The organism is Kitasatospora sp. NPDC004723 (assembly GCF_040609255.1).
Classification (GTDB): domain Bacteria; phylum Actinomycetota; class Actinomycetes; order Streptomycetales; family Streptomycetaceae; genus Kitasatospora.
This window is the reverse complement of sequence record NZ_JBEXJT010000002.1, coordinates 192,229-211,750: the sequence shown is the minus strand read 5'-3', so window position 1 is coordinate 211,750 and position 19,522 is coordinate 192,229. Positions and strand designations below refer to the sequence as shown.

The 19,522-nt window shown below is 70.5% G+C and carries 19 protein-coding genes and 6 pseudogenes; 14 read left to right on the top strand and 11 right to left on the bottom strand.

From position 1 onward, the window contains the following. Positions 1-82: 82 nt before the first annotated feature. Positions 83-466 carry a tail fiber domain-containing protein gene (locus tag ABZW10_RS03990; RefSeq protein ID WP_355359483.1) on the top strand — a complete coding sequence of 128 codons (384 nt, stop codon included), beginning with the start codon at positions 83-85 and terminating at the stop codon, positions 464-466. Positions 467-581: 115 nt separating this feature from the next. Next, complete coding sequence (locus tag ABZW10_RS03985; protein ID WP_355359480.1) at positions 582-722, top strand: hypothetical protein; 141 nt, start codon at positions 582-584, stop codon at positions 720-722. A 236-nt stretch (positions 723-958) separates the two neighbouring features. Here the strand turns inward: ABZW10_RS03985 and ABZW10_RS03980 are convergent, their stop codons facing one another. Then, entirely contained in the window at positions 959-1,495 is a 537-nt protein-coding gene (locus tag ABZW10_RS03980; protein WP_355359477.1) for an RICIN domain-containing protein, read from the bottom strand. 932 nt (positions 1,496-2,427) lie between these two features. Between ABZW10_RS03980 and ABZW10_RS03975 the strand changes: the two genes are divergently transcribed. After that, positions 2,428-3,378, top strand: coding sequence for an ankyrin repeat domain-containing protein (locus ABZW10_RS03975; RefSeq protein WP_355359474.1), 951 nt, complete (start codon positions 2,428-2,430; stop codon positions 3,376-3,378). A 443-nt stretch (positions 3,379-3,821) separates the two neighbouring features. On the opposite strand, the gene ABZW10_RS03970 is transcribed toward ABZW10_RS03975, so the two are convergent. Continuing rightward, entirely contained in the window at positions 3,822-4,670 is an 849-nt protein-coding gene (locus tag ABZW10_RS03970) for a transposase (protein ID WP_355359471.1), read from the bottom strand. Here ABZW10_RS03970 and ABZW10_RS03965 point away from each other — a divergent pair. After that, positions 4,663-4,824: pseudogene (locus ABZW10_RS03965) on the top strand (sulfite exporter TauE/SafE family protein); the annotation flags it as partial. The gene ABZW10_RS03970 and the pseudogene ABZW10_RS03965 overlap by 8 nt on opposite strands. 43 nt (positions 4,825-4,867) lie before the next feature. Here the strand turns inward: ABZW10_RS03965 and ABZW10_RS03960 are convergent. Beyond that, positions 4,868-5,991 (bottom strand): annotated as a pseudogene (locus tag ABZW10_RS03960) (MFS transporter). A gap of 9 nt (positions 5,992-6,000) precedes the next feature. Continuing rightward, complete coding sequence (locus ABZW10_RS03955) at positions 6,001-7,401, bottom strand: NAD(P)-binding domain-containing protein (RefSeq protein ID WP_355359468.1); 1,401 nt, start codon at positions 7,399-7,401, stop codon at positions 6,001-6,003. Positions 7,402-7,669: 268 nt separating this feature from the next. On the opposite strand from ABZW10_RS03955, the gene ABZW10_RS03950 reads away from it, so the two are divergent. Together ABZW10_RS03950 and ABZW10_RS03945 are read left to right on the top strand one after the other, a co-directional pair. Next, complete coding sequence (locus tag ABZW10_RS03950) at positions 7,670-8,029, top strand: metalloregulator ArsR/SmtB family transcription factor (protein WP_355359465.1); 360 nt, start codon at positions 7,670-7,672, stop codon at positions 8,027-8,029. Between the two features lie 61 nt (positions 8,030-8,090). Beyond that, positions 8,091-8,395 (top strand): annotated as a pseudogene (locus ABZW10_RS03945) (N-acetyltransferase); the annotation flags it as partial. 100 nt (positions 8,396-8,495) lie between these two features. Here the strand turns inward: ABZW10_RS03945 and ABZW10_RS03940 are convergent. Beyond that, on the bottom strand, positions 8,496-9,299 hold the full coding sequence (locus ABZW10_RS03940) for an NAD(P)H-binding protein (RefSeq protein WP_355359462.1): 804 nt from the start codon (positions 9,297-9,299) through the stop codon (positions 8,496-8,498). A 108-nt stretch (positions 9,300-9,407) separates the two neighbouring features. On the opposite strand from ABZW10_RS03940, the gene ABZW10_RS03935 reads away from it, so the two are divergent. After that, positions 9,408-10,094: an AraC family transcriptional regulator gene (locus tag ABZW10_RS03935; RefSeq protein ID WP_355359459.1), complete on the top strand. Its 687-nt coding sequence runs from the start codon at positions 9,408-9,410 to the stop codon at positions 10,092-10,094. An 81-nt stretch (positions 10,095-10,175) separates the two neighbouring features. Here ABZW10_RS03935 and ABZW10_RS03930 read toward each other — a convergent pair whose 3' ends face one another. From ABZW10_RS03930 to ABZW10_RS03920, 3 genes are all read right to left on the bottom strand, one after another. Further along, entirely contained in the window at positions 10,176-11,153 is a 978-nt protein-coding gene (locus tag ABZW10_RS03930) for an NAD(P)-binding domain-containing protein (RefSeq protein ID WP_355359456.1), read from the bottom strand. 121 nt (positions 11,154-11,274) lie between these two features. Next, positions 11,275-12,384: an ACR3 family arsenite efflux transporter gene (gene arsB, locus ABZW10_RS03925; RefSeq protein ID WP_355359453.1), complete on the bottom strand. Its 1,110-nt coding sequence runs from the start codon at positions 12,382-12,384 to the stop codon at positions 11,275-11,277. Beyond that, complete coding sequence (locus ABZW10_RS03920) at positions 12,381-12,713, bottom strand: metalloregulator ArsR/SmtB family transcription factor (protein WP_355359450.1); 333 nt, start codon at positions 12,711-12,713, stop codon at positions 12,381-12,383. Before ABZW10_RS03920 ends, arsB begins: the two co-directional genes overlap by 4 nt. Before the next feature lie 158 nt (positions 12,714-12,871). On the opposite strand from ABZW10_RS03920, the gene ABZW10_RS03915 reads away from it, so the two are divergent. From ABZW10_RS03915 to ABZW10_RS03900, 4 genes and pseudogenes are all read left to right on the top strand, one after another. After that, on the top strand, positions 12,872-13,300 hold the full coding sequence (locus ABZW10_RS03915) for an arsenate reductase ArsC (protein ID WP_355359447.1): 429 nt from the start codon (positions 12,872-12,874) through the stop codon (positions 13,298-13,300). Between the two features lie 8 nt (positions 13,301-13,308). Further along, positions 13,309-13,616 (top strand): annotated as a pseudogene (locus ABZW10_RS03910) (FAD-dependent oxidoreductase); the annotation flags it as partial. A gap of 41 nt (positions 13,617-13,657) precedes the next feature. After that, positions 13,658-13,768 (top strand): annotated as a pseudogene (locus ABZW10_RS03905) (thioredoxin-disulfide reductase); the annotation flags it as partial. Further along, positions 13,761-13,880, top strand: a pseudogene (locus tag ABZW10_RS03900) (thioredoxin-disulfide reductase); the annotation flags it as partial. The pseudogenes ABZW10_RS03905 and ABZW10_RS03900, both read left to right, overlap by 8 nt. A 220-nt stretch (positions 13,881-14,100) precedes the next feature. Here ABZW10_RS03900 and ABZW10_RS03895 read toward each other — a convergent pair. Both ABZW10_RS03895 and ABZW10_RS03890 read right to left on the bottom strand, forming a co-directional pair. Beyond that, entirely contained in the window at positions 14,101-14,874 is a 774-nt protein-coding gene (locus ABZW10_RS03895; protein WP_355359444.1) for a heavy metal-responsive transcriptional regulator, read from the bottom strand. An 85-nt stretch (positions 14,875-14,959) separates the two neighbouring features. Then, complete coding sequence (locus tag ABZW10_RS03890) at positions 14,960-15,769, bottom strand: sulfite exporter TauE/SafE family protein (RefSeq protein WP_355359913.1); 810 nt, start codon at positions 15,767-15,769, stop codon at positions 14,960-14,962. Positions 15,770-15,923: 154 nt separating this feature from the next. On the opposite strand from ABZW10_RS03890, the gene ABZW10_RS03885 reads away from it, so the two are divergent. Both ABZW10_RS03885 and ABZW10_RS03880 read left to right on the top strand, forming a co-directional pair. Continuing rightward, on the top strand, positions 15,924-16,259 hold the full coding sequence (locus ABZW10_RS03885; protein ID WP_355359441.1) for a metalloregulator ArsR/SmtB family transcription factor: 336 nt from the start codon (positions 15,924-15,926) through the stop codon (positions 16,257-16,259). Then, complete coding sequence (locus ABZW10_RS03880; protein ID WP_355359438.1) at positions 16,259-16,969, top strand: cation transporter; 711 nt, start codon at positions 16,259-16,261, stop codon at positions 16,967-16,969. Before ABZW10_RS03885 ends, ABZW10_RS03880 begins: the two co-directional genes overlap by 1 nt. A gap of 318 nt (positions 16,970-17,287) precedes the next feature. Here the strand turns inward: ABZW10_RS03880 and ABZW10_RS03875 are convergent, their stop codons facing one another. After that, entirely contained in the window at positions 17,288-18,256 is a 969-nt protein-coding gene (locus ABZW10_RS03875) for a hypothetical protein (RefSeq protein ID WP_355359911.1), read from the bottom strand. Positions 18,257-18,323: 67 nt separating this feature from the next. Between ABZW10_RS03875 and ABZW10_RS03870 the strand changes: the two genes are divergently transcribed. Next, positions 18,324-19,046 carry a TetR/AcrR family transcriptional regulator gene (locus ABZW10_RS03870; RefSeq protein ID WP_355359435.1) on the top strand — a complete coding sequence of 241 codons (723 nt, stop codon included), beginning with the start codon at positions 18,324-18,326 and terminating at the stop codon, positions 19,044-19,046. Positions 19,047-19,522: the final 476 nt, after the last annotated feature.

The window sequence follows — 19,522 nt, the reverse complement described above, 5'->3', positions numbered from 1 at the left end:
CGCTGATCACCAGCAACCGTGACGTGAAGCACGCCATCAAGCCGATCTCCTGACCCGCCAACCGCGACGAAGCGGAAGGGCCGTGCGCTTCACCGCCCTGCTCCTGCTCCGGGGGATGGCCTCGACGTTCCTTCGGCCCCGGCCGCCCAGGACCGAACGGGACCAGCCCCTCACCCGCGCCCAGATCCTCGCCCTCCTGGACGAGCTGCCCGTCAGCGAATGGCGCTACGACTGGGACCCCGACACCCTGCACATCGGCCCCATGGCCCAGGACTGGCGGGCCGCCTTCGGCTACGGCCGGCGCGAGACCACCATCGACGTCGTCGACTCCCAAGGCGTCCTGATCGCCGCCGTCCAGGAACTCTCCCGCCGCCTGCGCCACCTCGAACAGCAGCACGCCGCACAGCCGCCCTGCCGCTGCGCGCACGCCCACACACCCGAACCCGATCCCGCATCCGCACCGTGAAGGAGCACTCCATGCCGCTGACCCAGGCGATCATCGACCTGATCAACGCCCTCGGCCCCCTCATCACCCCGCTCTGACCACCCGACCACCCACGGCACCGAGAGGACCCGCCCCCGTGAACACCACCCGCCGCGCCGCGACCGCGGCCGCCGCGCTCACCCTGAGCACACTCGCCCTGCTCGGCTCCACCGCCGTGCTGACCTTCGGGACCTCCATCCCCCAGATCTTCCACCTGAGCGTCGGCATCGGCACCTGACCCGGCACACCACCCGGGACCGCTGGCGGACCGGCCGTGACCGTTGATCGGGAACGGCCGGTCCGCCGCTTGCGGGACCGGGCCCGCGGCCGGAAGGCTCCGGAGGAGTCGCGCTCCGGGCACCGGAGTGCAGCACGAGCAAGAGGGGCGGGGCAGAGAACGTGAGGGCTCGGGCAGATCGTCTGCCCGAGCCCTCACGTCGGTTCGGTACAAGATGGCACGGCCGTATCGGCGCGCTACAAAGTGAAAAGGTCGTTGCGTACCCCGGAGCCGGGGTAGTTGCACTTGTGGACGATGACCGGCGCACCGTCATTGAGGCTGGCGTCCTTCACATGCCAGCACTTGTCGGTAATCCTCCCCGATTCCATCGTCAGAAAACTCACGCCCGGATCAAAGGAATGCAGAATCGTGGTCTGGAACTTCTGGCTCCAGCCGCCGTTGCAGGTCTGCTGCTTCAACGGGAACTGAACGGCTCCAGACCCACTGTCGAGACACTTCCCGCTGAACGTCTCGTATCGGTAGACGGGCTCGTACGAGGCCTCCGTCCGGACTGCGGTGAACTTCTGGGACGGACTGCCGTCGCAGGTCGCTTGCACCAGGTCCGCGCCATTGGCGGCAGACTTGCCCGCCACGTCCAGACACTTGCCCGAGTGGGCTGCGGTCAACGTGAGAACCACGACCGCCGGGTACGTCTGAGCATGGGCGGGAGTCGAAGACGCAATCGGCGCGAGAGAAAGTGCAGCAGCCAGCATCGGGTAAATACTCTTACGCACTGGAGAGACTCCCGAGAGATGCACGAAAACAAATCGTCAGATCGATTCCGGATCGAACCGAGAGAATTCTAGGCCGCGATTCTTCTGTCCACAATTCCCCGCATGGATGAAGTTCCCCCTCGAAGATTGACCGTTACATCGCCCTCGGCGGCGGCGGTCCCCCTCACCGACGCCGACTGCACTCTCACCGGCCGACGCGATCTCATCGACCCGTCCCCGGCTGGTCCGTCGACGGGAAACCACAGGCAGGAGCTGGGAACCCCGGTCGACCAGCCCTCGCACTCCGGGCAGTTGTGGCCCGCCGCCGGAGGACTTGAGCCTCACGTTCACCGAATCGATGTTCACGTCGACCGACAGCACCGCGACACCCGCGACCGACGGAACCAGCAGTCCTCCAGCTGGGGCACCGGATAGTCCACGGTCTTGCCCTGTCGGCCACCACGATCCGGCCACAGGCGAATAATGAGACGACTTCTCGACGCCGACCACACCGCCACATCGTCATGCAGCGTGAGTAGGCGACAGAGGTTGAGCCAGAGCCACTTGTGGTTAAAGCCACTCAACACGCTGACTTGACAGACATCCCATGAGCTGGAGAGTCAAACGGCGAGTACGCGGGCCCTGTGATCGGCGAGCGGGGGCGACCGGTTTGAGAGCGGGCCATACGGGCGGGCGGAGAGGCGGTCGTCCTGGACTCCGGACGGTGTTCGGCCGGGTTCCTCGCCGTCTTGGCGCCCGGCCGCCGCCCCGCTGACGCGGATTACCAGGGCCCACACGGCGACTGTCCGGCGCTTCTGACGTCGCAGCAGGCACCCGGCCGACCGGATCGACGCGGACCGGATCGGCTTCGGAACGACGGCTGTCGGACCCGCATGCGATCGTCTGCGGAGGGGCTGACGCCCGCGCTGGTGCGGAGAGGACGGAGAGGCACGATGACGGGCTGGGCCGGTGAGACCTGGGAAAGCTGGCGAGACCACGGCGACATCCGCGCGCGGCTCAACGCGGGCGCTGACCCGGATGCGTGGGATGGGGGGCGCCCTCTGCACCGGGCGGCGGGGTTCGGCTCTCCCGAGGTGGTGGCCGAACTGGCGGGCCGTGTCTCGAACGTGGACGCGCTGGAGTATGGGACGACAGCGCTGTGGGGAGCCGTCATGGAGGACCAACCGGACAATGCCCGGGCCCTCGTGGCCGCCGGTGCCGATCCCTGGCAGCCCCAGCTTGGCGGCTGGTCGCCGGGCCGCCTCGCCCTGGCCGGGCCGGTCCCCGACCTGTTCGCTGTCCCCGACGGAGAACCCGGCCTGACGGCAGCCGAGCAGGCCACCGTCCAGCGCGGTCGGCAACTCGTCGAGGCCCTGGGCCGTTTCCATTACGAGGGCACCGGCCTCGCTTGCATCGCCGGCATCGACGCCGCCGAGGCGATCCGTCGCCTGGACGCGACGCCGGTGGACGAGGAGTCCATGGCGGACTTCCTCGACGACCCGTACGAGTACGACATGGACGAGAGCCTGCTCATCGCCGGCGTCACAACCGTTCCTGGCGGATGCATTGTCACCCAGCCCTGGGGCTACACCCCGTCCACCCCGGGTGCGATGGCCCGCCTGACCATCGGTACGTTCGGCTACGGCCTCTACGCCAACCCTAAGAGCGGCAACCAGGGCCGCATCGTCCGCAACAGCACCGTAGAAGCATGGGACCTCCACCCCGGCGGCGGCCCCCTCCCTGACGACACCCCTGAGGAGGTCCTGGCCAGCTATCTCTACCGCCATCACGCCGTCGCCTACGCCTGCGCCTTCGCGGGTCTCCGACCCACCAGCGCCCGCGCCGTCACCGGCCCCGCCGACACCTGGGTCCGGCTGCCCGACCTCGACTACTGGAAGCACTGACCTACCGCGGGCCCCGGATGGCAGCCACACGGCGGCGGCCCGCAGGATCGAGATGAAGCTCAGCACAATGAACTTGGCAGGGCGACAGCCTCCCACAATCGATGGTCGGGTGCCCGAGCTGTAGCCATGAGCACGCGGCGGCACCGTCAAGCGGCGAGTGCGTGGGCTTGGTGGGACCAGGCGGTCGCCTCGTCGTATGGTGTGCTGGTATTCACGCAACCGTGCAGGATGCCGACGAGTCGGTTGGCGAGTTGGCGCAGGGCGGCGTTGAATTCGATGCCGCGAGCTCGTTGCTTCTCGTAGTAGGCCCTGGCACCGGGGGAGATCCGAAGTGCGGAGAAGGCTTGGGCGATCAGGGCGTCGATGAGCCGGTCGTTGCGGACGTACCGGGCGGTTACGACCTTCTTTCTGCCGGAGGCGCGGGTGATTGGGCTGGTGCCGGCCTAGTTCTTGCGGGCCTTGGCGCTGGCGTAGCGGTGCGGGTCGTCGCCGAATTCTGCGAGGACCCGGGCGCTGAGCGTCGGTCCCAGTCCGGGCTGGGAGCGGATGATCTCAGCGTCGGGGTGCCGGCCGAAGTAGTCCTCGACCTGCCCGTGCAGAAAGTTGACCTGCTCGTTCAAGGTGACCAGCAGCGCGACAACAGCGCGCACCGAGTCGGCGTAGGCCGCGGCCACAGCGGCGGGCTGACCCAGGTGCTTGGCGCGCAGTATTGCCTGGATCCTGGTGGCCTTGTCGGCGATGTTGCGCCGACGGGCGCGCTTGAGGGCCGCACTGATCTGCATGGTCGTCAGCTTCGCTGCGGCCACCGGATCAGGCGCCTTGGCCAGCAGCTCCAAGGCGTCGGGGGCGTCCAGGTCCTCGAACGCCTCCAAGGCGGCGGGGAAGTAGTCGAGCAGAGCGTGCCGCAGCCGCTGCGTGGTGCGGGTCCGCTCCCAGATCAGGGTCTTGTGGATGCGCGTCACCATCTTGACCGCTTCAGCGTCGGCGGTATCCCCGGAGACCGGGCGCAGCTGGTGGGAGTCGGTGCGCACCATGTCGGCGAGCATGTGCGCGTCGGCCGCGTCACTCTTCGCCCCCGACACCGCCAAGCGTTCCCGGTATCGGGAGGCCTGCAGCGGGTTGACCGCGTACACCGTGTAGCCGGCGGCGATCAGCGCCTGCACCCACGGGCCCCGATCGGTCTCGATCCCGACCACCACCTGGGCCTTGCTGTCGTCGCCGAGGCACCGAGTCTGCCGAATGGAGCCTCGGTAGGTCTTATTAGGTCTTATTAGGGAAATCCCCGGCGACATCGCACCGCAGTGGGACCTCGGCCTGGCGTGCGGCCTGCTCGGCGGCTACCTCGGAGCACGCCGGCATCCCCGGATGCCGAAGAGCGCGCTGCGCCTCCTGCTCGGGGCTCTCGCGAGCGCGCTCGGATGCGTGTACGCCGTCCAGGCCCTGCAGCGACCGGCGCGGCCGGCCGATCGCGCCGTGGAGACCGTGCCGTTCAGGGGTGCGGCCCGGCGGGCAGGGCGGCGAGCAGAGCGGCGAGCAGAGCGGCGAGGCCGGTGAGGGCTTCGAGCAGGACGAACAGCTGCGGGTACCCGCCGAGCGGGCCCGCCAGCGCCGCTGCGGCCCAGGGCGCGAGGGCTCCGGCGATGGTGGCGGGGGCGGCGAGCAGGCCGCTGAGCCTGCCGCAGGCGGCACTGCCCCAGCGGTCGGTGACGGCGGTGGCCTGCAGCAGCGTCAGGTTCCCCCGGACGGCCCCGGCCAGGACGGCGATCGCCACCAGCAGGGGCAGCGGACCGGGTACCGCGGCCAACAGAGCGGTGGTCAGCCCGCCCGCCGCGACGAGCGCCACGGTGCGCACGCGCGCGCGGTGGTACGGCGGGCGAAGGACACGAACAGGGTGCGCCCGATGGTCTGCCCGAGCCCGCCGAGCCCCAGCGCCCAGGCCGCCGCCGCTGGGGTGGCGTCGCGTGCGACCAGCAGCGGCATCAGCGAGAACACGACCGCGTACATGGCGAAGCCCGACAGGGTGAAAGCCACCGCCAGCAGCAGGGACGAGGGGGGTCGGGCGGTCGCGCGCGGGTCGGCCACCGGGATCAGGACGGCCGACGGCGCCCGGTAAGCCTCGGGCCAGGGCGCGCGCAGGGAGAGCGCGTGGGCGGGCACGGTCACGACGGCCAGCAGCAGGGCCAGGACGAGGTAGGTGGCACGCCAGCCGAGATGCTGGGACAGCGCCTGCGTCAGCGGCGCGAACACCGTCGAGGCCAGCCCGCCGGCCAGGGTCAGCGTGGTCAACGCCCGCACATGGCCGGGTTGGTGCCACCGGGTGAGCGCGGCGAACGCCGGCTGGTAGAAGGTGGCCGCCATCGCCGTCCCGGCCAGGAGCCGGCCGACGGGGATGCCCATGAGCGCGGAGACGAGCAGGGCCGCCGAGAAGGCGGCCGTGGTCGCTGCGGCGGACCACGCGGTGGTCTCGGTGATGCGGGAGGACAGGACCGGGAAGGCGTAGGAGAGGATGCCCCAGCCGGTGATCTGGGTCAGGCACAGCGCCGGCAGCGCGGCGCGAGGCCGCGACGGGGCCGAGGTCCCGGTCGCGGGCCCGTCGAGGCGGGTGGTGGACACCGGCGCCGGTCAGCAGCCGCCGGTCGAAGGCTGGGTGGGCGCGCCGAGGCCGATGCTCAGGACCTCGGGCGCGGCCGGGACCGAGCAGCAGCCGCCGCCGGCCTGCTCGTCCTCGGGCTGGTCGAAGAGGCCGGCGCCGCCGCACACCCCGGTCTCCGGAAGGGTGAGCTCGACGCGGGCCGCGGCCTCGTGGTCCCCGGCGAGGGCGGCGGCGATCGAGCGGACCTGCTCGTAACCGGTCATCGCGAGGAACGTCGGGGCCCGCCCGTAGGACTTCATGCCCACCAGGTACACGTCGCTCTCCGGGTGGGCGAGCTCGGCGGCGCCGTGCGGGTAGACGGTGCCGCAGGAGTGCTGGTTGGGGTCGATCAGCGGCGCGAGGGCGGCCGGAGCCTGGAGGCGCTCGTCGAGGCCGAGGCGGACTTCGGAGAGGAACGACAGGTCTGGGCGCAGGCCGGTCAGCACCAGCACCTCGTCGACGGGCTCGCTGTGGCGGCCGTCCTCGGCGACCAGCACCAGCTGCTCGCCCTGCGACTCGACGGCTGCGGTGCGGAAGCCGGTGAGCGCGGAGGCGTGCCCGTCGTCGACGGCCTTCTTGGCCCGCAGACCGAGTGCGCCGCGGGCGGGCAGCTCGTCGGCCTCGCCGCCGCCGTAGGTGGAGCCGGTGATGCCGCGCCGCAGCACCCACACGGCGTGCGTGCCGGCCTCCTCCTCGGCGAGGTCGGCCAGGTAGGCGAGGGCGGTGAACGCGGAGGCGCCGGTGCCGACGACCGCGGTGCGCCTGCCCGCGTACCGGGCGCGCACGGCGGGGTCCTTGAGGTCCGGGACGCGGTAGGAGATCCGGCCGCTCGCGGCGCGCTCGCCGAGGGCGGGCAGGCCGTCGGCACCGAGCGGGTTGGGGGTGGACCAGGTTCCGGAGGCGTCGATGACGGCGCGGGCCAGGACGCGCTCCTCGCGGCCGTCGGCGTGCTCGATGTGGACGGTGAAGGGCTGCTCGTCGCGGCCGGAGTCGACGATGCGGTCCCGCCCGGCGCGTGCCACCCCGGTCACCCGGGAGTCGTAGCGCACGCGCTCGCCGAGGACGTCGGCGAGCGGCTGGAGGTGCAGCTCCGCCCAGTCGCCGCCGGACGGGTAGGCGGCGCCGTCGGGGCGGACCCAGCCCGTGGGGGCGAGGAGCTTCTCGGCGGCCGGGTCGACGACCTCGGCCCACGGGGAGAACAGCCGCACATGGGCCCACTCGCGTACCGCCGTCGCGGCCGAGGGCCCGGCTTCCAGGACGAGGGGCTCGATGCCCTGCTCGATCAGGTGCGCGGCGGCGGCCAGGCCGATCGGGCCGGCCCCGATGACGACGACGGGCAGCTCGGACCCGGCAGCGGAGGCATTCACAGCAGTTCTCCCTTGCTTCGACATCTGTCGATGACCTGTTGTGCTGCCAGCATGGCATCTTGCTTCGATGAGCGTCAACATAGGCATTCATCAAATCAAGGGTCGACTCCGGCGGCCGGAAGCCCCGACACCGCCGAAGTCCACCCCGCACGCACGCCGCCACAGCTCATCCGGACGGCGGCGCAACTCCACCCGGGCCGGAGCGCGGTGCGCATCGGACTCTCGCCTCACCGACCGCCCGCCTCGAAGGGCCCCGCTTCCCTCCTGATTCAACAAGTGTCAATATTGATGCATGTCGAATGTGAAGACGCTGCCGCCGGCGGAAGCGGCCGAGGTGGTGCCGTGCTGCCCACCGCTGACCTCCGCCGACCTCTCCGAGGCCGACGCGATCACGATGGCCGCCATGTTCAAGGCTCTCGCCGACCCTGTGCGACTGCGGCTCTTCTCCCGGGTCGCGTCCCATCCGGACGGTGAGGCCTGCGTGTGCGACATCCAGGACGTCGGGGTCTCGCAGCCCACGGTGAGCCACCACCTGAAGAAGCTGCGTGATGCCGGCCTCCTCTCGTCCGAGCGGCGCGGCACGTGGGTGTACTACCGGGTCGAGCCCGGTGTCCTTGCCGCCATGGCCGCCCTGCTCGCCGACCGGCACTGATCCGCAGGGCCCGCCTCCTGGTGCGGGCGGAGGCCTTCGGCACGGCCGCGACCGCCATGCCCTGGGGCGGGTGGTCATGTCGCGCATCTCCGACCGCTGCGCGTACGCCGGCGGCATCGGAGTGCTCCGTCTGTGCGGTGCCCCGGCCGCCCCGCGACCGGGGCACCGCTTCCACCCCCCTCTCGGCACTCATCGCCTCGACCGGGCGGGCCGGGATCTGGACCGTTCAGTCCGCGAGCTTCCCCGAGAACACCACCAGCCTCGCCCTGCACCGGCGCCCACGGTTTCCACTCCATCGGCATCCGCGAACGGTTCGGCCGCCATCGCGGCGTCCGGCGCGATGGCGCTCTCGTCGAACAGCGCAGTGGCTCCGCGGTGTGCACCAGGAGGGCCAGGGGCTCACCAAAGGAGAACGAGCTGTATCCCTTGGACTACCAGAGCCCTGGAGACCGTCGGCGGCGGTCGGTCACGGCATCGCCTCGAATGCCTCCCGATGGTCGCGTGCCCACTGCTCAAACGTGCCCGCCGGCCGGCCGAGCACCCGCGGCACGTGGTCGGTGACGTAGGCCGCACCGCCGGCTCGCGCCCAGCCGACGCCGGTGCGCATCCCGGCCGGCAACTGGTCGAGCGCGTTCGTGTCGGTGATCCTGACCGGCCGTTCCAGCACGCCCTCCAGGATCGCCGCCTGGTCCGCGAACGTCAGCAGCTCCGGCCCGGTCAGGTCGTACCGCTGCCCGTCGTGCGCATCGCCGGTCATGGCGGCGACGGCGACCGCGGCCACGTCCCTCGGGTCGACGATGGCCTGCCGGGAGTCACCGGTCAGGTTCGGGATCGGCTCTCCGGCCTGGATCAGCGCCCGATGCCACAAGACGTTCGAGGCGAAGCTCGGCGGGCGCAGCATCGTCCACACGAGCCCGCTGGCCTCGATCGCCTCCTCCGCGGCGAGGTGCCACGCGCCGACGGTCGCCCCGTCGAACCGCTCGCCGCTGCCGATGGCGGACAGCTTGACGATCTTACGGACGCCTGCCGCCCGGGCGGCCGTGACCAGGGCGATGTCATGGTCCGCTGTTGGTGCGGGGGGCACGGTTACGAGGAAGACCGTGTCGACGTCGGCCACTGCGCGCGCCAGCGACGCCGGGTCGTCGAAGTCGGCCCGCACCCCGCTGGGCTGCTCTCGGCGGGACATCGCCCGGAACGGTAGGCCGCGCTCGGTCAGCAGGCGGACGACGTGACTGCCGATGGTGCCGGTGGCACCGGTAACAAGGATCATGTCCCGACGATGGCAGCGCTCTCACGGCTCCTGATAGGAAGTTTCGGCACTATTGATTTCTCCGGGGTTGATGGATGACCCGACGAAATCAGCACTATCGTGGGCCGCGTGAGTTCTCTCGTCGTGCCGCCCACCCTTCTGCGGTGGGTGGCCGGGATCGATGCCGCTACGGCGGCCGGGTCGGCGGCGGTCGATGTGCCCGACCACGCCACCACACTTCTTCTGCGCACTGACAAGCGCGAGCTGGTCGTCATGGGCCCCCGCACCCGGGCCGCCTATCACGTCGCCGCGCCCGGCCACTCGTGCGTGCGGGTTCGCATGCGGCCGGGGCGTGCCCAGGCCCTGCTCGGACGTTCGCTGAATGGTCTCGCCGACGGTGCCCTTCCGCTCGGCGAACTACCGGGCCTGGACATCGGCCGGCTCGCCGCCGACCCGGTCACCGCTCTCGAAGAAGCATTGGCCGACCGCCCGGAGCCGTCGGAGCGGCTCGAAGAGGCGGCGCGTCTACTGGTCGCCACCACTGTCACCGCGACCGCGGCCCGGTTGCACATCAGTGAGCGCCGCCTGCACGCCCTGTTCACCGACGCCACCGGCTTGTCCCCCAAGCACTTCGCACGCATTGACCGCGTTCGCACCGTGCTCGCGGCCGATGCGGGCCGATGGGCGGACATCGCCGCGACGGCCGGCTACTACGACCAGTCCCACATGACGGCCGAGTTCCGCCACTTCATGGGTGTCCCACCGGCCGCGTTCACCGCTGGTCGGCGCCCCGCCGCGACTTTGTGCACTGCCTGAGTTCCAAGACACGGCACAGAAGCAGGTCTCCCGGTGATCACAGGGCGTCGCAACCCCGTGATCATCACGCCCTGCGCCTCTTCATCTCCCGAGGTGCCCCATCGCACCTATCTGCGCAACCTCTGAGCAAGTTGACGGTTGTGCAACTCTTCGCCCGCAGGGCGGACCACCACGCGATCTGACGGGTTGCCGGGCCGACTGTGGTGTCATGGAAGTCTTCCGGCCGCGTCTGCGGCGTACTGTCCTGGTCGTCTTGCTGTCCTGCAACGGGTGCGTTCTTCTGCAACACGCCGGCGACGGTGAGCCCTGGCAGCCGAGGCGTGTGGAGGTGCCCGCTGCGGATACCTTCCGGTCGCTTCTGAAGCGGTGGCAGGCGGAGAACCTACCGGCCGGAGTTGCGCGCAGGTATCCGGCGACCGGGCGCTTCGGTACGGAGTCGTCGGCCGTCGGCAAGGTCATGCGGGAGGAGCTCCTCCTGATCCTCCCGGCGCTGTCGAGGAGGTCGGCGGCGATCTGGGCGCCGGAGTTGCCTCCGCCCACCACGACGACCCGCTGCCCGGTGAAGTCCTCGGCGCGGTGGTAGTCGCGGGCGTGCAGCTGCCGGCCGGTGAATGTCTCCCGGCCGGGAACGGCGGGGACGAACGGGCGCGGCCAGGAGCCGGTGGCGCTGATCAGGGCCCGCGTGTGCCAGGTGCCGTCGTCGGTGCGGACCAGCAGGCCTCCGTCGCCGGCCTCCCCCACCGTGCGGACGTGGACGGGGCGGTGGACGGGCAGCTCGTACCGCTTCTCGTACTCGGTGAGGTAGTCGACGACGTGCGCGGCGTCCGGGTGTTCCTGCCCGGCCTGGTGGGGCATCGGGCGCCCGGGCAGGGAGGAGTACGCGGCGGGGGAGAACAGCCGCAGGCTCTCCCAGTAGTGCTGCCATGCCCCGCCCGGCGTCCGGGCGGCGTCCAGGATCGCGAAGTCGAGCCCGGCGCGCCGCAGGTAGTAGCCGGCGGCGAGCCCGGCCTGGCCGCCGCCGATCACGAGGACCTGGACGCGCCGTTCGGGGCCGGTCACCGGTCCGCCCCGGCGACCGGCGGGCAGCCGTTGCGCGGTGCTGCGGGTATGCCCGCGCCCTGCTGCCGGCAGGCACCGGCAGCGGGCGCGGGGGTACCCGCGTGTGTGCGGTCGAGGTGGGTCACCGGGAGGTCTCCACGGCCGGGGTGACCCGGGTGGTGAACGTGCGCCGCCAGGCGAGGGAGACGTAGACGAGGCCGATGAGGACCGGGACCTCGATGAGGGGGCCGACAACGCCGGACAGGGCCTGGCCGGAGGTGACGCCGAAGGTGGCGATGGCGACGGCGATGGCGAGTTCGAAGTTGTTGCCCGCGGCCGTGAACGCCAGGGTGGCGGTGCGGTCGTAGGCCATACCCAGCGCCTTGCCGAGGGCGAAGGTGCCGAACCACATCACGGCGAAGTAGACCAGCAGCGGCAGGGCGATGCGGGCGACGTCGCCGGGCTGGTCGGTGATGGTCTTCCCCTGGAGGGCGAAGAGGATCACGATCGTGAACAGCAGCCCGTACAGCGCCCACGGGCCGATCCTCGGCAGGAACGTCCGCTCGTAGGCCTCGCGCCCCATCTTCTGCTCGCCGAGGCGGCGGGTGAGGAAGCCGGCCAGCAGCGGGATGCCGAGGAAGATCAGCACGTTGACGACGATCTTGCCGACCGAGAAGTGCAGGTCGTCCTGGGCAAGGCCCAGCCAGCCGGGCAGGATGTCGAGGTAGAACCAGCCGAGCAGGCCGAACGCGACGACCTGGAACACCGAGTTGAGGGCGACCAGGACAGCGGCGGCCTCAGGGTCTCCACAGGCGAGATCGTTCCAGATGATCACCATGGCGATGCAGCGGGCCAGGCCCACGATGATCAGACCGGTGCGGTACTCAGGGAGGTCCGGCAGGAAGATCCACGCCAACGCGAACATCACCGCCGGACCGACCAGCCAGTTGATCACCAGCGAGGACGCCATCAGCTTCCGGTCACCGGTGACGGTGTGCAGCCGGTCGTAGCGGACCTTCGCGAGCACCGGGTACATCATGATCAGCAGGCCGACGGCGATCGGCAGGGACACTCCCCCGACCTCGACCTTCGCGAGGACGTCGTTCAGGCCCGGGATCAGCCGGCCCAGGCCGATGCCCAGGCCCATGGCGATCAGGATCCACATCGCGAGGAACCGGTCCAGGAAGGAGAGCTTGCCGACCAGCCCGGCCCCAGGGGAGTCCGGAGGGGCGTCGGTCTTGGTGGCGGTCACGGGCAGGACCTTTTCGTGTCGGCGCACGCGGTGGCACGGGCGGCGGAGGCGAGGTCGCCGAGGAAGCCTGCGAGGCTGTCCAGGACATCGGGGCGGAGCTTGTAGTAGGTGAAGCGGCCGCAGGGCTCGGTGTCGACCAGTCCGGCCTCACGCAGGATCTTGAGGTGGTTGGACAGGTTGGTCTGCCGGGCGCCTGTCTCCTCGACCAGGTGCGTGGTGCACAGGGCCTCGCGGGCGAGCAGCGTGAGGATCCGCATCCTCAGCGGGTCGGCGACGGCCTTGAGCACGTCCACCGCGTCTTTTGCATCACTGTCGACTGACATCACCATGCGGTGATACGTTAGCCGACGTCGGCGGAAGAGCCAAGCCCGCCACCGCAGAACAGCACTGCACCGGGCCCGCGCCGCCGATGCTGCGCGCCGCGTCCGAGAGCCGGCCGAGCCGATCGGACGCGCAGTGCGGCAACTCCGTCCCGAGGAAGAGCGAGATGACGACCCCCTCCCCTGCCGCGTCCGTCCTGTTCGTCTGCGTGCACAACGCCGGCCGCTCGCAGATGGCCGCGGGCTTCCTGCGCCACCTCGCCGGCGACCGCGTCGAGGTCCGCTCGGCCGGCTCGATCCCGGGCGACCGGATCAACCCCTCGGCCGTGGCCGCGATGGCCGAACTGGGCATCGACATCTCGGACCAGAAGCCGAAGGTGCTCACCACCGAGGCCGTCCAGGCGTCCGACTACGTGATCACCATGGGCTGCGGCGACGCCTGCCCCTACTTCCCCGGCAAGAAGTACCTCGACTGGAAGCTGGAGGACCCCGCCGGCCAGGGCGTCGAGGCCGTGCGCCCCATCCGCGACGAGATCAAGGGCCTCATCGAGGGCCTCATCGCCGAGATCGACGCCAAGCAGCAGACGGAGAGCTGATCACCTACATGAGTACGAACCAGGATGCCGCCGCCGAGGTGCGGGAGGTCGTCATCATCGGCTCCGGCCCCGCCGGCTACACCGCCGCCCTCTGAACCGCCCGTGCCCAGCTCAAGCCGCTGCTGTTCGGCAGCTCCATCTTCGTCGGCGGCTCGCTCACCACCACGACCGAGGTCGAGAACTTCCCCGGCTCTCCCAACGGCATCGACGGCCCGGAGCTGATGGCCAACATGCGGGCCCGGCCGAGCGGTTCGGCACCGAGATGGTCGACGACGACATCCTGTCGGTCGACCTCACCGGCGACATCAAGCTCCTCGGACTTCCCCGGCTTTCCCGTCGGTGGTGCCCGGCCCGGAGGTGCCCGGCCCGGAACTCTCCGACGACCTGCGGGCGCAGGCGTACCGCTTCGACGCCGAACTCGTCAGCGACGACATTCCCGCCGCCGACCTGGCCGGCACCGTCAAGACCGGGGGTGTTCGCCGCCGGGGACGTGGCCGATCCCAACCATCGGCAGGCGGTCACGGCGGCGGCCGGCGGCGGCCTGGCCGCCCTCGACGCCGAACGCCACCTCGCCACCCTCCGGAGCGCGAACGAGCGCCAAGCCGACCGGCGCTGCGACGGACGATGGGATGCACCGGCCGCCAGGACGGGCATCCACAGCGCGCCGACCGCGAAGGTCACGCCGATGCCGCCGAGGACGGCCAGGACCGGACCCGCACATCACACCGCGCAGGCCGCTGTCACGGCCGCGCCTGCGCCGAGCGTGGCCCGGAGCCGCGACGGCCGGGGAGCGGAGGAGGTCACGGGGTTGCTCCGAAGAGGTCGGCCAGCATCCCGGCGGCGGACTCAGGGGCCCGCACATCGAGCTGGAGAGCGGTCGGGGTCAGGTGCAGGGTGAAGTCGAGGAACGCGCAGCATCCCTGTTCCGCCGCGGCAAGGGCCGTGATCTCACCGGCGAGTTCAGGGTCGGCGGGGAAGGAGAGGCGCAGGCCGTCGGCGATCCCCCCGCGCCGCTCGGCCCGGCCGACCAGCCGTTGCCACTGCCCGGTGCGCTCCCCCAGCTCGGCGCCGCTCAGCGTGCAGGCCACCGGGACGTCCCGCCATGGCTCGCCTTCCCGGTCCGGGCGGGTCGGCGCCAGCGTCACCGGCACGGGTCCGGCCGCCGGCGTGCCGGTGGTCGTGCAGCCGCAGTCCGGACCGCACGCCCCGGCGGGCGTCGGGCCCGCCAACTCGGCGTGGACACCGACCAAGTGAGCGGAGAACGCACGCAGCTCGGCGATCCGGCTGTCGGTCGCCGTGATCCGCTGGGCGACCAGCGGCAGCATCCTCGCCCGGACCGAGGCGCACACCCCCTCCTGCCGGAGGTCCAGCAGCTCGCGGATCTCCTCCAGGGCCAGGCCCAGCAGCTTGGCCGAGGAGATGAAGGCCAGGCGCTCCACCGCGTCCTCGCCGTACACCCGGTACCCGGACGGCGTGCGGTCGGCGGACAGCAGCCCGGCATCCTCGTAGAAGCGCAGTGTCGTGGCCGGCACGCCGGAACGCTCGGCCAACTGCGAGATGCGGTACGTCGTCACACCGCCGACGGTAGACCTTCGACCCGACTCGAAGGTCAAGCACCGGCCCGCACCCAAGGCGCGGCCCCACCCTGCTCTCATGGCGTCAGTCGTGCCGGGCGAGCTTGACCGCGGACACCAGCAGGATCACCGCCAGCACCGGGACCAGCACCAGGTCCGGGAACACCCCGAGCAGCAGCCCGCCCACCACCGCGCCGGTGATCGAGCCCGCGATCATGACCAGCGTGAAGCGACGGTTGACGCCCAGCACCGCGAAGCTTCCGTCACGGCTGTACCGGGCGAAGGCCACGAGCATCGTCGGCAGCGACACCAGCAGGGAGAGGCTGCCCGCCGTCCTGATGTCGACCGCGAACAGCAGCACGATCGTCGGGATCAGCAACTCGCCCCCGGCAACGCCCATGACGGCCGCGACCACGCCGATGCCGAATCCGGCCACCACCCCGATCGGCACCTGGGCCCACAGCGGGAGTGCGAGCGTTCCCAGGGTGGAGATGTGCGTGGCGAGCAGGGCGGCCGCCATGAGCACCATCAGGGCGGCCAGCACCTTGTAGAGGGTGGAGCTGCGCATCCGTACGGCCCAGGTCGCTCCGGCCCAGGCACCGAGCAGGCTTCCGGCGAGCAGATTGACCGCGGCGGGCCAGTGCGCGGCCACGTCGGAGGCGGAGACCGCCGCCAGGCGGGCGGGCAGGGCGATGAGGACGACGACCAGACTCATCGCCTTGTTCAGGATGACCGCGGAGAGCGCGGCGAACCCGAACAGACCTATCAGCAGCGGCAGACGGAACTCCGCGCCGCCGAGTCCGATCATCCCGCCCAGGATCCCGATCGCCGCGCCCGCCCCGAACACCAGGGCTGCCCGATGCTTCGATCGTATGGGAGCCAGGCCCTTCTCCATGGTCACGGCAGGCATCCTCGTGGGTCCCGGCCCCTGCGCGCTACGGCTGAATCCCGGTCGTCCGCCAGGTCGGCAGGCGTCTCCCGTCGCGGGCTGAACACATCGGAAAGAGACAGGATTTCCTGAATTCAGAGTTACCTGTATCGTCATCGACGTGCTGACCCTTGCCTCCGAGGTCGAGGTGCTGGCCCGGTTCGGCCGTGCGCTCGCCGACCCGATCCGCTGCCGCGTCCTGCTCGCCCTGCGCGCCGCCCCCGCCTACCCCTCCGAACTGGCCGAATCCCTCCGCGTCTCCCGGACCCGGCTGTCCAACCACCTGGCGTGCCTCCGTGACTGCGGCCTCGTCGTCACCGTGCCGGACGGCCGCCGCACCCGTTACGAACTCGCCGACCCCCGTCTCGGCCACGCACTGGACGACCTGCGGACCGCGGTCCTCGCCGTGGAGACGGACCGCACCTGCTTGGACGCCGCCGAGAAGGGGTGCTGCTGATGAGCGTCATCTCCCTTGGCCCGACCCCGGCCCGCCGCGACGCGCTCACCAGGCGCATACGCCTGCTGGTCGCCGCCACAATCACCTACAACGCGGTCGAGGCGGTCGTCGCTCTTACGGCCGGTACCGTCGCCTCCTCCACCGCTCTGGTGGGCTTCGGCCTCGACTCCATCATCGAGGTCTCCTCCGCCGCCGCAGTCGCCTGGCAGTTCTCCACCCGCGACCACGCCGTGCGCGAGTCGCGCGAGAAGACCACCCTGCGGATCATCTCCGTCTCGTTCTTCGCACTCGCCGCCTACGTCACCGCCGACTCGATCCGGGCGCTGAGCGGCACCGGTGAGGCCGAACGCTCCCTCCCCGGCATCGTTCTGGCCGCCCTCTCCCTGGCGATCATGCCGTTCCTGTCCACCGCCCAGCGCAAGGCCGGCCGCGAACTCGGCTCCGCCAGCGCCGTCGCCGACTCCAAGCAGACCCTGCTCTGCACCTACCTATCCGCCGTCCTTCTCGTCGGCCTGCTCCTCAACGCCACCCTCGGCTGGTCCTGGGCCGACCCCATCGCCGCCCTCGTCATCGCCGCCATCGCCGTCAAGGAAGGCCGCGACGCCTGGCAAGGCAAGGGCTGCTGCGCGCCCACCGCCGGAACCGCCGTGACTTCGAGCCGGAGCGCCGATTCCTGCGGGTGCCGGCCGGGCTGCGACTGCTGCAACTGAACCGTCGGCGCCCCGGATCGCGAGCCACAACTGACCGCGCTAGGCAGGGATCGACAAGCCCGTATGCCCGTGTCCCTTCGAAGGGACACGGGCATACGGAGGTGCGGGCGTTGCTCCAGGTAGAGCCCGGTGAAGACCCCGTCGAAGCCGAGGGCAGTCCGGGCCTCGGTGGTCAGTACACCTAGTGGTCGTTGTAGAGCGAGGCCGGCACCAGGGTCGGGCAGCCGTGTCAGCGCCGCCGCTACTGCTTGCCGGGCCCAGTCACTGTTCACCAGAACCCCAGAATTGACAGCACCGCGACTCCTGGCAGCCGTGACGTCACGGAGCTGAAGTGACCGGCGGGTTGTCCAGTTCTTTGATGAGTTGCTGGTACGTCGCGAAGGCCGGCTTGGGGGTGTAGTCGTCGCGCAGCAGGCCGAAGTGGTGGAAGAGCCCTTCGGCGTTGCTGTCGGCGTCCCGCAGGGCGAAGAGCGAGTAGCCGTCGATGTTCAGGTCGGGGGCGTGGGCGACGACGGTCCGGATGATGGTGTCGAGGGAGGCGGCCTGTCGCTGTTCGGTGCGGCCGGGGCCGGTGGGCCAGCCGTTCTCGCAGATGCGGATCGGGACGGTGCCGGGGATGCCGGCCTGCGGCAGGCTGGTGCGGCGGAACGCCGTGAGGACCGCGGTGACCGCGTCTGCCAGTTGGTTCTCGGGAACGGGGTGGAACACGTCCGGGAAGAAGTCCAGGCCGACGTAGTCCAGGCTCTGCCGGAAGCGCGCGTCGGCCAGGGCGCCGAGGTTGGACCAGAAGGTGTCGGACGGGTCGAAGGTCGGCGCGGCGTTGAAGCCGACGGCCACGCGGTGGCCGAGGGAGCGGGCCTCCTGCTTGGCGGCGATGACACCTTGGACGAGTGCGTTCAGGACGTTGGGGGTGCTGCCGTCGACGGAGGGGAGGTTGAGGTTGGGCTCCTCGCAGATCTGGACGGACGTCAGCTCGCGTCCGCCTGCCCGGACGGCCTGGCGGACGAACTCCGGCCAGCCGTCCAGCACACCGGACGGCTCGCGGAACTGCAGCACGAGGTCCAGGGTGCGCCCGCGCTGGAGGTAGGCGTGCGGATCGGTGGGTGCGGGCTGCGGCGGTGTCACGGTGGCGGCGAACGAGCGGTAGGCGCGCACCGCCAGCGTGGCCGCGTTGCCCTGGAGTTCATCGAGGGCCTCGTTGATGTGGTCCGGCTCGTCCGGTCGGACCGGATGGATGATGCCCTGGTCGTCGCCCAGGATGCCGCCGGGATAGATGCCGAAGGTCATGGTCACGCCGTCGCCCCCAAAAATTCATGGTGTCACACCAAATTTGTGGTGACACTATCATGTGGGTATGGGCCTTCGAGAGATCAAGAAACAGCAGACCCGCACGGCGATCGCCGACGCGGCTCTGCCCCTCTTCCTGGAACACGGCTTCGACCAGGTCACGGTCGCCGAGGTGGCACGGCACGCGGGCGTCTCCACCAACACCGTGTTCAACTACTTCCCCGCCAAGGAAGACCTGTTCTTCGACCGCCAGGACGAGGTCGAGAACCACCTCGCCACCCTGGTACGCGACCGAACCCCGGGCACCTGCCCCATCGAAGCCGTCCGCGACGACCTGCTCTCCGCCCTACGGCAGGACCACCCCATGCTCGGGCTCCAGCCCGGAGCGCCCCCGTTCTGGCAGGTCATCCAGGACAGCCCGGCCCTACGCGCCCGCGAACGCGAGATCGGCGAACGCATCGAGGCCGCTCTGGCGACCGCGCTGACCGAACATCCTCCGAACGCCGCAGACACACCCGGCGATGCCGGCTACGCGTTGCCCCTGCTCCTCGCGGGCGCCATCGCCGGAACGCACCGCGCCGCCCTACGCGAGCTCCGACGACGCATCATGTCCGGCGAACCGCCCGCACGCGCCCGCGATGCCGTCGCCTCGGCGGCCCTCCAGGCATTCAACCTGCTCTGCTCCGGACATGACGCAGGTGACGAACGGACGTCGCAGGAGCCACAGCTCCCTCAGCAAGAGCCCCCGAAACGCAGTCCCGCTGACAAAGGCGCTGTCGAATACCCGTGAACAGTTCGACTCGCTCCTCGGCGCCAACTGCCTCCCAAACCCTTGAACATGTGCTGTCCATCTCGGACAGAGCCACCCCGCGCACGATGACCGCCGAAAACCTGGCTCAGTACTTCCGGCAGCGGGCCGACAGGGCGTCGAGGTCGGTCTGCATGTTGACGGGGAGCTGGTCGGGGACAGATTCTTGAACGAATCCTGGCGCAGGACACTAGCGGCACCGCGCCTCTGCTAGCCCTAGGGAACGCGACATGCGCGAGCCGGGAGCGGTGGCGGCGTCGCACCGAGAGACCTGACCCACCATCAGAAGAGTCAGCAAAGGGTCAGCATTAAGCTGATCAAACCCTGCGGCAGACAGTGACACGTGAGAATCAGGGCAGCGCCGATTCCGCGCGCTCCTCGAGTCGGGAATCGACGGACCGGTACCTTGCGCCAACGGCTCCAGCCGCCTGAAGTAGCCGACCAGCGGTAGAGCACCG